This window comes from Bacteroides sp. K03 (genome assembly GCF_019734355.1).
GTDB classification, from domain to species: domain Bacteria; phylum Bacteroidota; class Bacteroidia; order Bacteroidales; family Bacteroidaceae; genus Bacteroides; species Bacteroides nordii.
Genome location: NZ_JAASHC010000013.1, coordinates 72,947 through 90,116 on the forward strand (window position 1 = coordinate 72,947; position 17,170 = coordinate 90,116).

At 38.9% G+C, this 17,170-nt stretch carries 12 protein-coding genes; 7 read left to right on the top strand and 5 right to left on the bottom strand.

What is annotated here, in order from left to right; all coding sequences use genetic code 11:
• Positions 1-10 precede the first annotated feature (10 nt).
• From HCG69_RS11185 to HCG69_RS11205, 5 genes are all read left to right on the top strand, one after another.
• Positions 11-1,540: a RagB/SusD family nutrient uptake outer membrane protein gene (locus tag HCG69_RS11185; RefSeq protein ID WP_255585828.1), complete on the top strand. Its 1,530-nt coding sequence runs from the start codon at positions 11-13 to the stop codon at positions 1,538-1,540.
• 24 nt (positions 1,541-1,564) lie between these two features.
• Positions 1,565-2,464, top strand: coding sequence for a putative zinc-binding metallopeptidase (locus HCG69_RS11190; RefSeq protein WP_221650117.1), 900 nt, complete (start codon positions 1,565-1,567; stop codon positions 2,462-2,464).
• On the top strand, positions 2,457-3,740 hold the full coding sequence (locus HCG69_RS11195; RefSeq protein ID WP_221650118.1) for a DUF4302 domain-containing protein: 1,284 nt from the start codon (positions 2,457-2,459) through the stop codon (positions 3,738-3,740). Before HCG69_RS11190 ends, HCG69_RS11195 begins: the two co-directional genes overlap by 8 nt.
• A gap of 19 nt (positions 3,741-3,759) precedes the next feature.
• A complete protein-coding gene (locus tag HCG69_RS11200) occupies positions 3,760-5,613 on the top strand; it encodes a T9SS-dependent choice-of-anchor J family protein (protein WP_221650119.1) in 1,854 nt (617 codons plus the stop codon).
• Positions 5,614-5,712: 99 nt separating this feature from the next.
• A complete protein-coding gene (locus HCG69_RS11205) occupies positions 5,713-9,672 on the top strand; it encodes a leucine-rich repeat protein (RefSeq protein WP_255585829.1) in 3,960 nt (1,319 codons plus the stop codon).
• A gap of 102 nt (positions 9,673-9,774) precedes the next feature.
• On the opposite strand, the gene HCG69_RS11210 is transcribed toward HCG69_RS11205, so the two are convergent.
• The 5 genes from HCG69_RS11210 to aroQ form a co-directional block, all read right to left on the bottom strand.
• Entirely contained in the window at positions 9,775-11,016 is a 1,242-nt protein-coding gene (locus tag HCG69_RS11210) for an FtsX-like permease family protein (protein ID WP_221650120.1), read from the bottom strand.
• Positions 11,013-11,345 (bottom strand): 30S ribosome-binding factor RbfA, encoded by a 333-nt coding sequence (rbfA, locus tag HCG69_RS11215; protein WP_002558310.1) that lies wholly within the window; start codon positions 11,343-11,345, stop codon positions 11,013-11,015. Before rbfA ends, HCG69_RS11210 begins: the two co-directional genes overlap by 4 nt.
• A gap of 162 nt (positions 11,346-11,507) precedes the next feature.
• Entirely contained in the window at positions 11,508-12,140 is a 633-nt protein-coding gene (locus HCG69_RS11220) for an O-methyltransferase (RefSeq protein ID WP_221650121.1), read from the bottom strand.
• A gap of 109 nt (positions 12,141-12,249) precedes the next feature.
• Positions 12,250-13,707, bottom strand: coding sequence for a pyruvate kinase (pyk, locus tag HCG69_RS11225; protein WP_221650122.1), 1,458 nt, complete (start codon positions 13,705-13,707; stop codon positions 12,250-12,252).
• 98 nt (positions 13,708-13,805) lie between these two features.
• Positions 13,806-14,219 carry a type II 3-dehydroquinate dehydratase gene (gene aroQ, locus HCG69_RS11230; protein WP_221650123.1) on the bottom strand — a complete coding sequence of 138 codons (414 nt, stop codon included), beginning with the start codon at positions 14,217-14,219 and terminating at the stop codon, positions 13,806-13,808.
• A 145-nt stretch (positions 14,220-14,364) separates the two neighbouring features.
• On the opposite strand from aroQ, the gene xerD reads away from it, so the two are divergent.
• Positions 14,365-15,312 (top strand): site-specific tyrosine recombinase XerD, encoded by a 948-nt coding sequence (gene xerD / locus HCG69_RS11235; protein WP_221650124.1) that lies wholly within the window; start codon positions 14,365-14,367, stop codon positions 15,310-15,312.
• Positions 15,313-15,456: 144 nt separating this feature from the next.
• Positions 15,457-17,145, top strand: a complete 1,689-nt coding sequence (locus tag HCG69_RS11240; RefSeq protein ID WP_221650125.1) for a tetratricopeptide repeat protein — start codon at positions 15,457-15,459, stop codon at positions 17,143-17,145.
• Positions 17,146-17,170 lie beyond the last annotated feature (25 nt).

The following is a 17,170-nucleotide window of genomic DNA, read 5'->3' on the forward strand; positions in this document are numbered from 1 at the left end:
TGCAATGAATATGAAACATAGAAATAAATACTCAACCTGGTTTGGAGTCACAGCAATGCTCCTGATGATATCCTCTTGTGACGGTTTTCTGGACAAAATGCCGGATAACAGAACCGAGCTCGACAATAACGAGAAAGTACTGCAACTACTCGTCTCGGCCTATCCTACCGGAACTTACGTACAAGTTACAGAATTAATGTCTGACAATGTTGCAGACAACGGACCACTCTATATCTCTTTTAATAAAAGTGTGGAAGAAAGCTACAAATGGCAGGATTTTACAGATAACCAGCAGGATACTCCACAATTTATCTGGAATGAGTACTATAAGGCAATAGCCGCCGCCAATCATGCAATGGAATACCTCAGCACCTCCGAAGGAGACGATGAAACAGAAGTGGCTGCCAAAGGAGAAGCTCTCATCTGTCGCGCTTACTCGCACTTCATTCTGGCCAATGTCTTTTGTAAAGCATATAATCCACAAACAAGCAGTGCAGACCTGGGAATACCTTATGTAGAAAAACCGGAAAAAATAGTATCCGGAAAATATGAAAGAGGTACTGTTGCGGAAGTATATGAAAAGATAAATCGTGATATAGAAGAAGGTCTGCCACTTATTGACGACACAAAGTACAAAAGTACTGTTATCAAATACCATTTTAATCAGAAAGCAGCTTATGCTTTTGCCGCACGATTCAACCTATATTACGGTAATTATGATAAAGCTGCTAAATACGCCACAAAGGCCATTGGAGACAATCCGGCAAAAGTGCTCCGTAACCTTACGCAATACCAGAGCATTGCCGCTGCAAAAGATTGCGGTATTGCCTATGTAAAAGCTGAATTACCATGTAATCTCCTGTTAATGCCCGCTACATCTATGTGGAATTACAACCACTGGAGTTCTAAATATTGCAGATATGCAATGAATACAGCCAAACTGCAGGAAACCTACTGGAGCTTAGGACCCTGGGTAACTCCGGAATATCTTTATCATGCAAATAAAATATATGGAGGCGATCAGGCATCCTACTATCCTAAACTCTATGGATTTATTGAGTATACGGATGTCATATCAGGTATAGGGTATCTGAATATCGTAAATACGGTTTTCACTACTGATGAAACACTACTTTGCCGCGCAGAAGCATATATTCATATGAAAGATTATTCCAATGCAGCAAAGGATTTGATTTCCTGGTATGATTCACACACGATGAAAGGGGTAAAACCGCTGACTGAAGATTACATCAATGCTTATTATAAAACAGCAGATAAAGCATTGCGTCCGGAATTAAACCCAATGTTTGAGATTGACGGTGACAAGCAACTAAACTTTATGTACTGTCTTTTGCACTTCCGACGTATAGAAACTGTACACGAAGGTCTTAGGTGGTTTGATATTAAACGGTTCGGTATCGAAATCAAACACAATATATCCGGACAAGCCGATGATATCCTGACTAAAAACGACCCCAGAAGAGTGTTACAATTACCTGCAGATGCAATCGGAGCCGGTATGCAACCTAATCCCAGATAATAATAAATAAATGTACAGAAACATATGAAGAAGGTTTTATTATACACATTAGTAATCTTTTTAACCGGAGTGATGATATCTTCCTGCTCTGATGATAAGTTCGGAGAAAGTATTTTTGATACAACTCCTCGTGAGCGCACAGAATTTGACAATTGGTTGCTTCAAAACTATGTGAAAGAATATAATATTGATTTCAAATACCGGATGGAAGACATAGAAGCAGACATGTCATACAATCTTATTCCGGCCGAAGTGGAGAAGTCAAAAAAGCTGGCAAAAATTATCAAGTATCTGTGGCTTGAATCTTATGATGAAATATTCGACAAAACCGGAAAAAATAAAGACTTCATGAGAACCTATGCACCCAAAGTCATTCTGCTGGTTGGTTCATCAGCCATCAATGCCTCTTCTTCTACAGAAGTATTAGGTTCGGCAGAAGCTGGTATCAAAGTCATATTATATAAGGTGAATGCCATAGATCCTACAGATGTAGAGATGCTGAATGAATACTATTTTGAAACAATGCATCATGAATTTGCTCATATCCTGCATCAGAAAAAGAACTATCCTACCGAATATAATCAGATATCCGCAGCCGATTATTCGTCTACCGGCTGGCAAAACAGAACCGAGCAACAAGCCTGGAAACTTGGTTTCGTTACTCCTTATGCAGGTATGGAACCACAAGAAGACTTTGTAGAAATAATAGCCAACTATCTTGTTAAACCGGATGGTTTCTGGGAAAACATGCTGGCAAATGCAGGAACGGAGGGAGCTGCCAAAATACAGACCAAGTTCGATATGGCAAAAGAATGGCTAATGACTGCATGGAATATTGACATTGATGAGTTAAGAACCATTATCATCAGACGTTCCGGAGATATTGATTCAATTTTAAATGAAAAAACAACATACAATGAATAAATTAGCTTATACTATCATTGCTTTGTTTACATTGTGCATTACTTCATGCTCAGATGAAAAAAACATATTCGACAGTTCTTCTGCCAACAGGATGAATGCAATGTTGCAACAGTGTAAGGAAATACTGACTGATTCGGAAAACGGATGGATTTTTGAATACTATCCCGAAGATAACAAATACGGAGGCTTCCGTTTCTACATGGTCTTCTCCGAACAGGGAGAAGTAAGTATTACCGCAGAATCGCCCATACTGGAATCACCGGGCGACCAGGTTACAAGTATGTATCAGATAAAGGGAGATATGGGCCCTATATTAAGTTTTGATACATACAATCACATACTGCACCAATTCTCCGATCCCAATCCGGATGGACTTGGTTACGAGGGCGACTATGAATTCATCATTCTTAATGTAGCCAAAGACAAAATCGAATTAAAGGGGAAAAAGAATGGGACTAAAATGCAAATGATCCCTCTGCCCAATGACATGACATGGGAAAGTTACAGCAATAAGTTGGATAAGATGATAGAAGCTTTTCCGGGATTCACCATGCGTTTGAATGTAAATGGTACTACTATAGAAATGGAAGAATCCGAGGAAATAGGACGTTACCAGACTTTCAATCTGCCGGAAGGAGTCAGTTCATCAGCCGAAGGAATGGCCTATATCTATACTACAGATGGCATCAAATTCAAAGAGCCCGTAACCATTGCAGGAAAAACAATACAGAATTTCACTGCTTCGGAAGATAGAACTCACCTGACTTGTACAGATGAAGGGGCAGAGAATGTACAAATCACACAAATGCCTTTAGGAGAAGCATTTGTAACAAAAAAAGGTAACTGGTTCTTTGACACGAAACAGATGGGTCCCCGATTTACTACCATGTGGAATACTGCTGCCGAAAACATGAAAAAAGACCTTTATGGACAAGGTCCGGAAGAGTTACAACAGGCCTCTTTACAAAGTCCTTATCAAGTATTTACTATATACAGTTATTCGATTAATGACAGAAAATTGTATAGTGCTAATTTTTATATGGACTTCGTTCCGATAAAAGATGCCGACCAGGTGAAAATAATTTTCGCCGGAGGAGGAGATGATTTTGCCAGATACTTCTATATGGAATATTTCAAAATGATTCTGGGATACATGAGTGATGACGAACCATACAACATGACTTATAACAACCTGAAAAGTCCGAGTGAAATCACATTCAGAAGAAACGATAACCCGGACGTTGTTTGGTTCAAAACAATCAGATACATTAAATAACCACATAAAAATTACGAATATGAAAAGAAAGAGTTTTTACATTTTTATTCAGATGGTTTTATTCGTCTTTTTAGCTTGTTCACAGGTGAATGCCCAACAAATCAAGCCACAAAGAAATAAAACGGAGAAAGTAGGTACACCGGAAGTAACAAACTCCCGGACAGTAACAACGCGGGCCACTACATTAGGTACTTTACCCTATTCTAATGATTTTGATAGTTATGAGATTCGGACTGTTCCCGAAGGATGGGTTTGTACAGGTGACAAAGATGCTTTTGCCATCACTACATTCAATGGTTGGAAAAATATATATTCCGAACCTAATTGCCTCGGTACCTATTCTTCTGCAACAGAAAATAACTGGGCATATACTCCCGGATTTGAGATGAAAGCCGGAAAAATTTACCATGCCAGTTTCTGGTTATTGGCTCCGGGACTCTCCGAGTCTGCCAATAAGAGCGAAAGCTTACGTTTTACTGTTGGTAAAGGACAATCAAAGGAAGCTGATTGTATCACATTGGTAGATTTAAAAAATATCAAGTACAAGGAATGGAAGAAAGTAGAAGCTGATTTCATACCTGAAACCGATGGCATCTATTACTTCGGAATTGGTTTCACCACGACTGCTGCAAACGGTGTAGGAATAGACAATTTTGAAGTCTATGATAATGAAAATCCTTTTCCGGCTGTAGCTAAATACGTTGCGTACGGTGGTCTTTGGTCAACTCATGCCAATCATATAAAAGAACGCTTGCGTTATGTATATCCGGAACAACCTATCTCATTTATTAATCAGTCTAAATATGCAACTGATTACCAATGGAACACATTCGGGAATCCGGCTACTACTACCGAAGAAAGTCCGGTTGTAACCTATTCGGAGAGTGGAGATTACAAACCTCTGTTGACTGTAACAAACTCTAAATCCACTGATTCATTCTCAGACATTGTAAATGTAGGTATTTTAGGAAAAGAGGATGTTACAGACATTGTTGCTAACAGTTCTGATATGTACGATGGACTGTTCATGCCGGAAACAGATGTTCCTGGTTCAAATGACTACGTTAGTGGTATAAATAGATATTATACCACCTTTGCTGAAAGATTTGAACTGCCTGCTGACGCTGAAGCAACCGTCAGTGCCGTTCATTTCAGATTGTATGTATACAAAGCAGCTACCACTAACAAAGGTAAACCTGTAAAAGTCAGATTATATGGAGAGAAATGGGGAGCACCGGATCCGGATAATGTATTTGGAGAATATGTTACAACAATGAGCGGTGCTTTCGGTACCACTTCTGTAGACTACGAAGATGTCATCAGAAAAATTAAATTTGCAACTCCTATAAAAGTCAAAGGAACATTCTATTTATCTATAGAACTGGACGAATCTATCGTACCGGATGCAACTACCAAATTAGCTTTGGTTTGTGATGTGTACAGAGCAGATAAAGTTGCTTCTGCTTATGTCCGGATTCATGCAGCAGGAGCCGCAGAGTTAAATCTTAACGGAGGATGGTATTGTGTACCTGATCTTCCCTGGCCGTTTAACGAGATTGATAAAACCGGATTCTCTTTCTATTTATCACCGGAAATGACTTTCCATCAGGTAAAAGGAACTTCTATCAACAAGGTAGAAGACAATAAGATCAGCGTTTATCCAACGGTATTCCACTCTGACTTCAACATAAAAACCGGAGATAATACATCGAAATTAATTCGTGTATTCAATGCTAACGGACAAACCGTTTATGAGAAGACTACAAATGAAGCTAATATAACTGTTACAGGGTCAAACTGGGCCGAAGGCATTTACCTGATAAGAGTTGGAGGCGGCTCTATCAATGCTTCTATAAAAGTCATCAAAAAATAAAACTCTCTCTCTTTACTTTATTCTTAACAATTGTCCGGGCGTAAAATCCCGTATTTGACGTTCCGGACAATATTTATTCACTAATACACATCGGAAGATATGAAAAAACGACTACTTATTACCTGTCTTATGTCACTGATAGTCATTGGCGTATGGGCAGAGAAAAATGAAGATGAACCTATTATCAATATGACTTGTACTGCCGGTAAAATCAGTTTTAAACTGTATGCAACCGAAGAAACTGTTTTCCAGGTAGACTTTGGTGAGGGAGCAATAGAACAAACGGTTAAAACAACCGGAACAGCAGTCAATGGTTCCGCTTCGGGTACTTCAGTCAACGTATACGGAGATGCCAATAAGCTGAAAAAGATTGAAATCTCTTCCAATAAACTTCTAAAAGTACTTGATTTCAGTAAATGTCTGGCATTAACAGAACTGTCCTGTTCAAGTTGCCAAGGTGTAACTGAAATTATTCTCCCTTCCTCTACAGAGAATCAATTGACAAAGATCAACTGTAGATATCTCAATCTGGCTTCTTTTGACGCAAGTAAATGTACAAAGCTTAAGACACTTGCCTTATCCAATGCAGATGCAACATTAGAAACATTGATACTTCCGGAAAATACAGATATTCTGAATGACTTAACGTTACAACAATGTGGTCTGACGACATTGGATATCAGTAAATATACCAATCTGACAAATCTGGATTGTACTTATAACTTTCTTACCTCTATCCAAACTCCCAGTTCGGATAAAAATCTGTCTGTAGACTGTTCATACAATTACATGATCATGCCTCATTTTCCCGAAGGTGAAAACATCACTTTATACTATATGGACCAGCGGGAAAAAGTATCACAATACACTTTAAATGAAAGTTATACAACAAATGACATTATTGACCTGTCTGAATTTTACGTTTCTAAAAAAGGAATTAGAGGTTCCTACTTTACAGATGGAGTTTATCCTACCTTCAACTGGTATACAAACGGAAACAGCGATCCCTTGGAAGAAGGAAAGGACTACATAACAACTGAGCCTGGAAAATTCAAATTCAATATAGTTCCCGAAAATAGTGTTTATTGTGTCATTGCCTCCAAAGCCTATCCGGCTTATCAGGATTACAATTCTCCGTACCGGACTACCGATACTACTATTGAAAAAGCAGCTGAGCCGGCTATCATTTTAACTACATCCAATGAAAGAGTTATTGGTTTCTCCTTAGGAGCTACTGAAGATAATACTTCTATACAGATAGACTGGGGAGATGGAAACCTCGTTGATAAAGTTATAAACTCCGCAAAGACTTCTATACAGGGTACTCCTGCAGGAACAAAAAATATTAAAATTTATGCAGATGCAGCTAAGATAAAGGAAGTTTCTTTAGCTTATTGTGATTACCTCACAGGCGTCGATTTAAGTAAATGTACAGCTTTGCAAACCTTATCAATAAAGGAAAGCTCTAAAATTACTTCCATTGTCTATCCGGAAGATATAACCACACTGGAGAATCTCACCATTGACAATAGCAGTATAAAAAATATAGACTTACATAATTGGTCTGGCCTCAAAAACCTAAAATATAGTCCTTACGGTATCAGTACTATTGTATTACCCGACGAAGCCGGAAACCTGGAAAGTATCGTTCTCAGTAAATTATCATTAAAAGCTATAGATTTAAACAAATATGTCAATCTGGCTTCTCTTGAAGTAACCTCTCACTCTGCATTGGAAACACTGGATGTGAGTAAATGCAGCAAGTTAACAAAACTAATTTGTAAAAGAGACACCAAACTAACGACTCTTACTCTACCGGAAATCAAAACAACTTTAACAGAACTGGATTGTGAATATACTGCACTAACAGCCATAGACTTAAAAGAATATAGCAAATTGCAGGTATTAAATTGTAGCGGGATCAAAGAGACAATCCTCCCCGAAGATCCGTCTACTTTGACTTCATTGACTTGCAAAGAAAATGGCCTGAAAGTACTGGATATAAGTTCATGTACCAACCTGACGTATCTGGATTGTTCATATAACGAACTGACAGAGATAAAAGTTCCCGGGAATCCGAACCAGGATATCAATATCGACTGTTCTTACAACTATCTGTTTTTACCCAATTTCCCGGAAGGTGAGAAGATCGATTTGACCTATATGGACCAAAGAGAGAAAGTCTCACAATACACTCTAAGTGAAAGATATACCACAAATGATATAATAGACCTGTCCGAACTTTATATTCTTAAAAAAGGTATCAAAGGTTCTTATTTCCCGGAAGGAGTTTATCCTACCTTCACTTGGTATGTAGATGGAAGCAAAGAGCCACTGGAAGAAGGAAAAGATTACTCTGTGACAGAATCTGCAAAATTCCGGTTCAATGCAGTCCCTGAGGGTAGTATCTATTGTGTCATTGCCTCCAAAGCATATCCTGATTATCAAGATTATAACTCTCCTTATCGTACTACGGATGTAATTATCGAAAAAGCAGCCGATCCGGTTATCAGCCTCACTACATCCAATGAAAGGAGTATTGGCTTCTCTATTGGGGCAACAGAAGATAATACAACCATTCAAATAGACTGGGGAGATGGAAATCTGGTTGATAAAGTTATAAATTCAACAAAAACATCTATACAAGGTACACCTACAGATACAAAGGTTATTAAAATTTATACAGATGCAGCCAAAATAAAGGAAATTTCTTTAGCTTACTGCGATTATCTCACAGGAGTTGATTTAAGTAAATGTGCAGCACTGGAAATACTTTCCATTAAAGAAAGCTCTAAAATCACAACAATTACATACCCCGAAAATGTAACGACTATAACCAGTCTGACTATTGAAAACAGTAATATAAGAAATCTGGATATACATGATTGGTCAGGACTAAAAAATCTGAATTATGCTCCATCCAGTGCCGCCACAATTGTTCTGCCGGACGAAACAGAGAATTTAGAAACTGTCATCCTGAAAAAACTATCCTCAAAGACAATAGATTTGAGTAAGTATACCAATTTAACTTCATTAGAAGCCACCAGTAATTCTTCATTAGAAGGATTGGATGTTAATACATGCAGTAAACTGAGTAAATTAATCTGCAAGAGCAATACTAAACTTGCAACTCTTGCTCTTCCGACTGTAAAAACAGCTTTAACAGAATTAAATTGTGAATACACAGCATTGACCAGCATTAATCTGAAAGAATATACCAATTTGCATATTTTGAACTGTAGTGGAATAAAAGAAGTGACTCTTCCGGAAAATGCAGCTGCCATGACTTCTCTGACATGTAAAGAGAATGGTTTAAAGACACTGGATATAAGTTCTTATATCAACCTGACGTATCTGGATTGTTCATATAACGAGTTGACAAAGATATTGGTTCCCGAAAGTCTGAATCAGATTCTGGAAATCGACTGCTCATACAATTATATGATCATGCCAAACTTTCCCGAAGGTGAGAAGATAAAAATGTCATACATATATCAGAAAGATAAAGTGATGAAATATGAACTGGCAAGCAGTTATAGGACTGATGAGACAATTGATTTTTCGGACTGGTATGTGAAAAAGAAAGGATTGGCCGGTTCATACTTCCCTAATGGTGTCTATCCTACTTTTGAATGGTATCTTGCCAGTACGGGTGAAAAACTTAGTGCAGGAAAAGACTACACGGTAACAGAAGGATGTAAATTCCGTTTCAATACCATACCAGATGGTGCAATCTACTGTGTTATCTCTTCCAAAGCATATCCTGATTATACAGATTACAATGAGCCCTATCAGACAACTTCCTGTGTAATAACACAAGGAACAGGACTGGAAAAAACAAATGAGAATATAGCCCGAATTTATGCTACCGATACCAATATTACAATTATCCCTACAGAAGATTGTACTTACTCCATACTCACTTCTACGGGACAAATAATAGCGAATGGTGAAGCCAGTCAGAGCATTGAAGTACCTGTAGGCTCAACAGGTATATACATTGTATGTATCCGAACTAAAGACAACACAACTAGTACTTATAAGATAGCTATTCAGTAACAGAAAAAAGAGTTCTTTTTGGGCACCCCATATAATTTAGTACTAAATTATATGGGGTGTTGTTTTTTAATATAGAAGTCGTTTGGTAGACATCATTATTTATTATTTCCCTCCTGAAGAGAGCAATCGTTTGCTAAGATAACGCACCGGGTACCACACCGAAAGAAAACCAACGGCAAGTACCGTTACAAACACCAACACTACATCCCCAAAATGTACGCTGACCGGATAGGCATCCACCAGAAAGTTTCCACCTCCTCCACCTAAAGAGATAATACCAAATTTTTGTTGTATCAAACAGAGAATCAATCCCAATACAATACCGGATATAGCACCAAAGAGAGAAATCAAACGCCCTTCAAAAAGAAATATTCTGGAAATCAAACGATCATCCGCTCCCAAATTGCGTAAAGTCACAACATCCTCTTTCTTATCAAGAATCAACATAGAAAGAGAACCTATTACATTAAAACAGGCAATCATCAAAATAAACGTGAGAAAAAGATATGAAATCAATTTCTCTATCTCCATAATCCGAAATACGTCTTCTTGTTGCTCATAGCGATCCTGCACAACAAAGTCATCACCCAATATCGATGCAATCTTTGATTTGGCGGAAGAGGTGCTCACACCAGGATTTAATTTCAATTCAATAGCAGAGACTTCAGTTGTATAATCAAGCATCCGACGCACAAAATCAAGGGAAGTAAGAATATAACGGCTATCATACTTTTGCTGATTGACCACAAAGACAGTACCCGGAGAAAAAAGATACTCCATATTAAAAGAAGCAGAAGGATTTGCCATATTCACCTTAGCATTCCGCTTAGGGGTATAAATCTGCAACGGATCAACAAACTGTATACCTGTACCCAGTGTCGAAACCAGTTCGATACCCATCACAGCATAATCTACTATGGAATCATGAAGTAGAAAATCCCCTGCCCCATAAAGAATGCTGTCAATAGACGTAAGATCCTCAAAGTTATCTTCCACTCCTTTTATTACAGCCATTGTCTGACGGTCTTTGTACTGTACCATCGCATTTTCTTCCAGCGTTTCGGTGAATACAGCGACTTCCGGCAAGGCACGAATCGCTTGTATGCGTTCGTCTTGTCCATCGAAAACCTTACCTTCCCGAATACTGATCTTCAGTTCGGGATCGAACGCTGTAAAAAAGCTGGCCACCATATCCTGGAAACCGTTAAATACAGAAAGTGTACAGACCAACGCCAGTGTAGCAAGTGCTACCCCACATACTGATATGCCGGAAATAATATTGATGGCATTGTGCTTCTTCTTTGAAAAGAGATAGCGCCGGGCTATATAAAAGGGCAGGTTCACTTCAAAAGAGAATCTATCTTTTCTATATAATCCAATGAATCATCCACAAAGAATTTCAGTTCGGGAATGATACGCAACTGGTGACGAACCCGCGTTCCGAGCTCATACCGGATAGATTTCATGTTGTTATTGATATTTTTCACCATCTCTTCTCCCTTTTCAGAAGGAAAAATACTAAGGTATACACGCGCTATACTCATATCAGGACTGATACGAACTGCACTTACCGACACCAGTATACCGGGCATCGCCTTAGTTTGTAACAAGAAGATTTCACTCAATTCTTTTTGCAACAAACGGGATATCTTATTCTGTCTGGTTGTTTCCATAAAGTTATTTATCAGGTTTATTAAATGTAATTATTCATATTGAGCAGGCGACCTTCACCTACTCATATAAAACACAAAGTTACAGAAATATATCGCTTGACAGGCTATTTATATGATATTTTTAGTTTTCATTATCGAAATAGCATACCCACTAAGTTAGCACTATTTCTTGCGGATAATCGTCAGCCCATCCCGCAAAGGAAGTATCACCTTCTCTACCCTTGTATCTTTTGCCACAAGATCATTGAATGCTTTAATACCAATTGTTTGATAATCGTTACTATGCGGATGTTCTTCCAGGACATGACCGTCCCACAAAGTATTATCGGCTATAATATAACCTCCGGTAGAAAGATGCGCAAGCGTCATTTCGTAATATTCGATATATTTACGCTTATCCCCATCTATAAAGGCAAGATCAAACACAATACCCAATCCGGGAACAAGTTCAAGGGCATCACCGATATAGAACTTTATTTTATCAGCATAAGCCGATCCTTCCAACCAGGGACGTGTAAAATCCTCTTGTTCATCATTTATCTCAAATGTATGAAGCATTCCTCCTTCCGGAAGTCCCTCGGCCAGGCAAAGAGCAGAATATCCGCTATACGTACCTATTTCAAGTACCTGCCGGGGGCGAATCATCTCGACAAACATCTTCAACATTCTTCCCTGCAAATGACCCGAAGCCATACGAGGACGGAGCAATTTAACATGTGTGTCACGATACAAGGCTTTCAGATAATCGCCTTCATCATCTATATGGCTCAGGATGTAATCGTCTATAGTATCCATGGAAAGAGAAAAAGGATTTACGATTGGACGATTTACAATTTACGATTGAAATCACTTCTGATAAACAAGAGTGATTTCAATCGTAAATTGTAAATCGTCCAATTATAAATTATAAATATCTGTTCTTATTAGGCAATACGGTCTCTTCAGCGTGTTTCAACGCATCTTCCACAACGTTGATTTCAAGGAAAGAAGTTTGGGTTCCCGCTTTACCACTACTCAAATAACCTACCATATCCGAAGGACACAAACGTCCTTCTTTCAACAGACGGCGTAGTGCAGCAAAGTAATACTCCTGTCCGTTAGCCAATTCGGGCATATAGATCGCTTCCACCCCATAAGAAAGAGCTAAATGACGCATGGTTTTCTCCTTGTAACAAATGGCCAGCACAGGATATTTACCACGGAAAGCAGCAAGGTTACGGGCAGTACGTCCACTATAACTATCAGTAATAATAGCACGCATCTTTAACTTGGCTGTAGCTTTCACAGCTTGCTTGGCAAGGAATGCAGTCACATCATTGCTATTTTCATCCAACGGAATGCGGATATCGTTCTCTTCCAGTTTATCTTTTTCAGCTTGTGCGGCAATAGCGGTCATCGTTTTCACAGCTTCTACCGGATATTTACCATAAGCCGTTTCACCACTCAGCATCAAAGCATCAGTACGATAATAGATAGCATTAGCAATATCAGTTACCTCCGCACGAGTTGGACGCGGGTTATTAATCATAGTGTGAAGCATCTGTGTAGCTACAATAACCGGCTTCTTTGCCAACACACATTTACGAATCAGTGTACGCTGGATACCCGGAATGCGTTCTTGCGGTACTTCAATACCCAGATCACCACGCGCTACCATCACCCCATCAGCCACCTCAAGGATTTCATCGATATTATCAACACCTTCCTGATTCTCAATTTTGGCTATAATTTTAATATCACTATTATGCTCATCAAGAATGGTACGAATATCAAGCACATCTTGTCTGTTGCGTACGAACGAATGTGCTATAAAATCGATATCCTTCTCAATAGCATACAATATATTATTGCGGTCTTTTTCTGTCAACGAAGGCAAATTGATTCGTACCCCCGGAACATTCACACTTTTACGACTACCCAAGACAGCTTCATTCTGCACTTCACAAAGCAAATAGTCACTTGTTTTATCAATCACACGAAGTTCAAGATCACCATCATCAATAAGAATCGTTCCACCGATATTCAGATCATGTACAAAATTGGGATATGAAACAGCAATACATTCGCGGGTTGTTTCCAAATCAGGGTTACCAACAATCTTCACTTTCTCTCCAATCTGAAAAGGAATGGGTTCGGCATTAGCAGTAGTTCGTACTTCCGGTCCTTTGGTATCCATCAAGATGGCAATACGATTGGAAACGGCACGTACATTAGCTATCAAAGCTTCAAAACCTTCACGGCTGGCATGCGCGGTATTCATACGAACAACATTCATCCCGGCATCAAACAACTGTTTTATAAAGTCTACGTCGCAGCGTCTGTCTGAGATGGAAGCTACGATTTTAGTCTGTTTCAGCAACATCTTAAATAATTATTTAATTTTGATAATGTGCCCATATGCCAATTATCCTCCGGCTTATTTACACATTAATTATATGAATCTATTTTATCCTCACATTATTATTTTAAAGCTTCAAGAGCCAGACGGTATGAATTGAGGCCAAAACCACAAATAACTCCTTTACAGGCACAAGCAATCATAGACACATGACGAAAATCTTCACGACTGTGTACATTAGAGATATGTACTTCGATTACCGGGGCAGTCACCGCACGAATAGCATCCTGTAAAGCAATAGACGTATGTGTATAAGCCCCTGCATTCAAAATAATACCATCTGCTTCAAAACCCACCTGCTGAATGCAGTCAATCAGTTCTCCCTCAATATTCGATTGAAAATAGTTAATTTCTATATCCTTATACACTTTGCGGAGTTCAGCCAGATAGTCTTCAAATGTAACGCTTCCATATATGGAAGGTTCACGCTTGCCCAACAGATTAATATTGGGGCCATTAATAATTTGTATCCTCATAACACAATCCTACTAATTTTAATACCTTTGTCTCGGGAACATTATTTCAGGGTGCAAAGATAGCGCAAACCGAATGTAGAAGCAAATTTATTTGTATTTTGCTGAGGTGCAGCCTGTCTTCGCGGAGCAAAGGTAGAAAAAAGAAATGAAAGTAAACGAAAAAACCGAGAAGAAGGATACACAAGAGCAGATAATCAAAAAGTATCAACAATATCTGAAGTTAGAGAAGTCTCTGTCTAAAAATACGCAGGATGCTTACATGACCGATCTGAGTAAGTTACTCAACTTCCTGCAAGCAGAAAATACCGGAGTTCTGGATGTTTGCCTGAATGATCTGGAACGCTTCTCTGCCGGACTGCATGATATTGGTATTCACCCACGTTCGCAGGCACGAATTATTTCAGGTATCAAATCTTTCTTCCACTTTCTCATTATGGCCGACTATATAGAAGCCGATCCCAGCGAACTGCTTGAAGGCCCCAAAATAGGCTTTAAAATACCAGAGGTACTGACAGTTGAAGAAATTGATACCATCATCTCAGCCATAGACCTTAGCAAAAACGAAGGCCAGCGCAATCGTGCCATGCTGGAAACCTTGTATAGCTGCGGTTTACGCGTATCCGAGCTGACCAATTTAAAGCTTTCCGATCTTTATTTTGATGAAGGTTTTATCAAAGTAGAAGGTAAAGGTAGCAAACAACGTCTGGTACCGATTTCTCCACGAGCTATTAAAGAGATACAACTATACTTTATTGACCGGAACCGGGGAAAAATAAAAAAAGAGTATGAAGATTTTGTTTTTCTGGCCCGATGGGGTAAAAACATATCCCGTATTATGGTCTTCCACCTCATCAAGGAACTGGCACAGATAAGCGGTATCACCAAGAACATCAGTCCGCATACATTTCGTCATTCATTTGCCACTCATTTGTTGGAAGGAGGAGCCAATTTACGAGCAATTCAATGTATGCTTGGCCATGAATCCATTGCCACTACGGAGATATATACCCACATCGATCGGAACATGTTACGGAGTGAAATAATAGAGCATCACCCGCGTAATATTAAATATCGTCAAGAAAAAAAAGGCTGATTTCATTAAATTATAATAAAAACAACACTTTAGCTATATATATATCTTAATATTTAATATCTTTGCGTTACTTTTTCCGGGTTAATATGGAAAAGGCATGAATGGACGAATATTTCAATTACAAACATTTAATTTATACCTAAAATGATTAAGAAGCTTTATTTGCCTTTCCTTATGGCATTGATTGTTGCATTTTCGTCTTGCAGCAAAATGGGTGAATTATCATCTGACTACTTTACTACAACTCCGCAGGTGTTGGAAGCAGTGGGTGGTAAAGTTCCTGTAACTATCAACGGAAAGTTTCCTGAAAAGTATTTCAAAAAGAAAGCCGTTGTAGAAGTAACTCCGGTTTTAAGATGGAATGGTGGCGAAGTTAAAGGCCAACCTGCAGTATTCCAAGGTGAAAAAGTTGAAGGTAACGACCAGACTATCTCTTACAAGATGGGTGGTAACTACACGATGAAAACTTCATTTGACTATGTTCCTGCAATGGCTAAGTCTGAATTGTACCTTGAATTCAATGCTAAAATCGGCAACAAGACAGTAGCTATTCCTGCTGTGAAAATTGCTGATGGTGTGATCTCTACTTCAGAATTGATTGAAAACACGCTGCAAAGTGCTAACCCTGCTAACGGTGACGACGCTTTCCAACGTATCATCAAAGAGAAACACAATGCTAACATTATGTTCCTTATCCAGCAAGCTAACATTCGTGCAAGCGAATTGAAAACTGCTAAAGAATTCAACAAGGAAGTAGCTAACGTAAACGATGCTGCTAACAAAAAAATCAGCAACATTGAAGTTTCTGCTTATGCATCTCCTGATGGTGGTGTAGGTTTGAACACTAAGCTGGCCGAAAATCGTGAAGACAACACGACTAAGATGTTGAGCAAAGACCTTAAGAAAGCTAAGATCGATGCAGCTATCGATGCTAAATACACAGCTCAGGACTGGGAAGGTTTCCAGGAACTGGTTTCTAAATCAAACATCCAGGACAAAGAATTGATCCTTCGCGTACTCTCTATGTATCAGGATCCTGAACAAAGAGAACAAGAAATCAAAAACATCTCTTCTGTTTACAAAACTTTGGCTGACGAAATCCTGCCGCAATTGCGTCGTTCTCGTTTGACTTTGAACTATGAAATCATTGGTAAGTCTGACGACGAAATCGCTTCTTTGGCTGCTTCTAATCCTAAAGAACTGACTTTGGAAGAATTGCTGTATGCTGCAACGCTGACTAATGACAACGGTAAGAAAGAAGTAATCTATACAAAAGCTACTGAGTTGTTCCCGAATGACTACCGTGCATTCAACAACCTTGGTAAATTGGCTTATCAGGCTGGTAACATTGACAAAGCTGAATCATACCTGAAGAAAGCTGCTAACATTCAGGCTGCTCCTGAAGTTAACATGAACTTAGGTCTTGTAGCTTTGGCTAAAGGTGATAAGAGCGCTGCTGAATCTTACTTAGGTAAGGCTTCTGGTGCTAAAGAACTGGGCGAAACAATGGGTAACCTGTACATTGCACAGGGTCAGTATGAAAGAGCTGTAAACTCATTCGGTGACGCTAAGACAAATAGTGCTGCTCTTGCTCAGATCCTGGCTAAGGACTACAACAAAGCTAAAAACACATTGGCTGGTGTAGAAAAACCGGATGCTTACACAGACTATCTGATGGCTGTATTAGGTGCAAGAACTAACAATCTTTCTATGTTAACAAGCAGTCTGAAAAGCGCAGTTGCAAAAGACTCTTCATTAGCTAAGAAAGCTGCAACTGATCTTGAGTTCGCAAAATACTTCGTTAACTCAGACTTTATGAATATTATCAAATAAACGAATCCTTCGTATTTTATTTGAA

What these genes read in the sequence shown, in the direction of transcription:
- HCG69_RS11205 (WP_255585829.1), top strand. Translation starts at nt 5,713, where the DNA reads ATGAAAAAACGACTACTTATTACCTGTCTTATGTCACTGATAGTCATT.
- aroQ (WP_221650123.1), bottom strand. Translation starts at nt 14,219, where the DNA reads ATGAGGATACAAATTATTAATGGCCCCAATATTAATCTGTTGGGCAAG.
- HCG69_RS11190 (WP_221650117.1), top strand. Translation starts at nt 1,565, where the DNA reads ATGAAGAAGGTTTTATTATACACATTAGTAATCTTTTTAACCGGAGTG.
- HCG69_RS11195 (WP_221650118.1), top strand. Translation starts at nt 2,457, where the DNA reads ATGAATAAATTAGCTTATACTATCATTGCTTTGTTTACATTGTGCATT.
- rbfA (WP_002558310.1), bottom strand. Translation starts at nt 11,345, where the DNA reads ATGGAAACAACCAGACAGAATAAGATATCCCGTTTGTTGCAAAAAGAA.
- HCG69_RS11200 (WP_221650119.1), top strand. Translation starts at nt 3,760, where the DNA reads ATGAAAAGAAAGAGTTTTTACATTTTTATTCAGATGGTTTTATTCGTC.
- HCG69_RS11240 (WP_221650125.1), top strand. Translation starts at nt 15,457, where the DNA reads ATGATTAAGAAGCTTTATTTGCCTTTCCTTATGGCATTGATTGTTGCA.
- HCG69_RS11220 (WP_221650121.1), bottom strand. Translation starts at nt 12,140, where the DNA reads ATGGATACTATAGACGATTACATCCTGAGCCATATAGATGATGAAGGC.
- xerD (WP_221650124.1), top strand. Translation starts at nt 14,365, where the DNA reads ATGAAAGTAAACGAAAAAACCGAGAAGAAGGATACACAAGAGCAGATA.
- HCG69_RS11185 (WP_255585828.1), top strand. Translation starts at nt 11, where the DNA reads ATGAAACATAGAAATAAATACTCAACCTGGTTTGGAGTCACAGCAATG.
- pyk (WP_221650122.1), bottom strand. Translation starts at nt 13,707, where the DNA reads ATGTTGCTGAAACAGACTAAAATCGTAGCTTCCATCTCAGACAGACGC.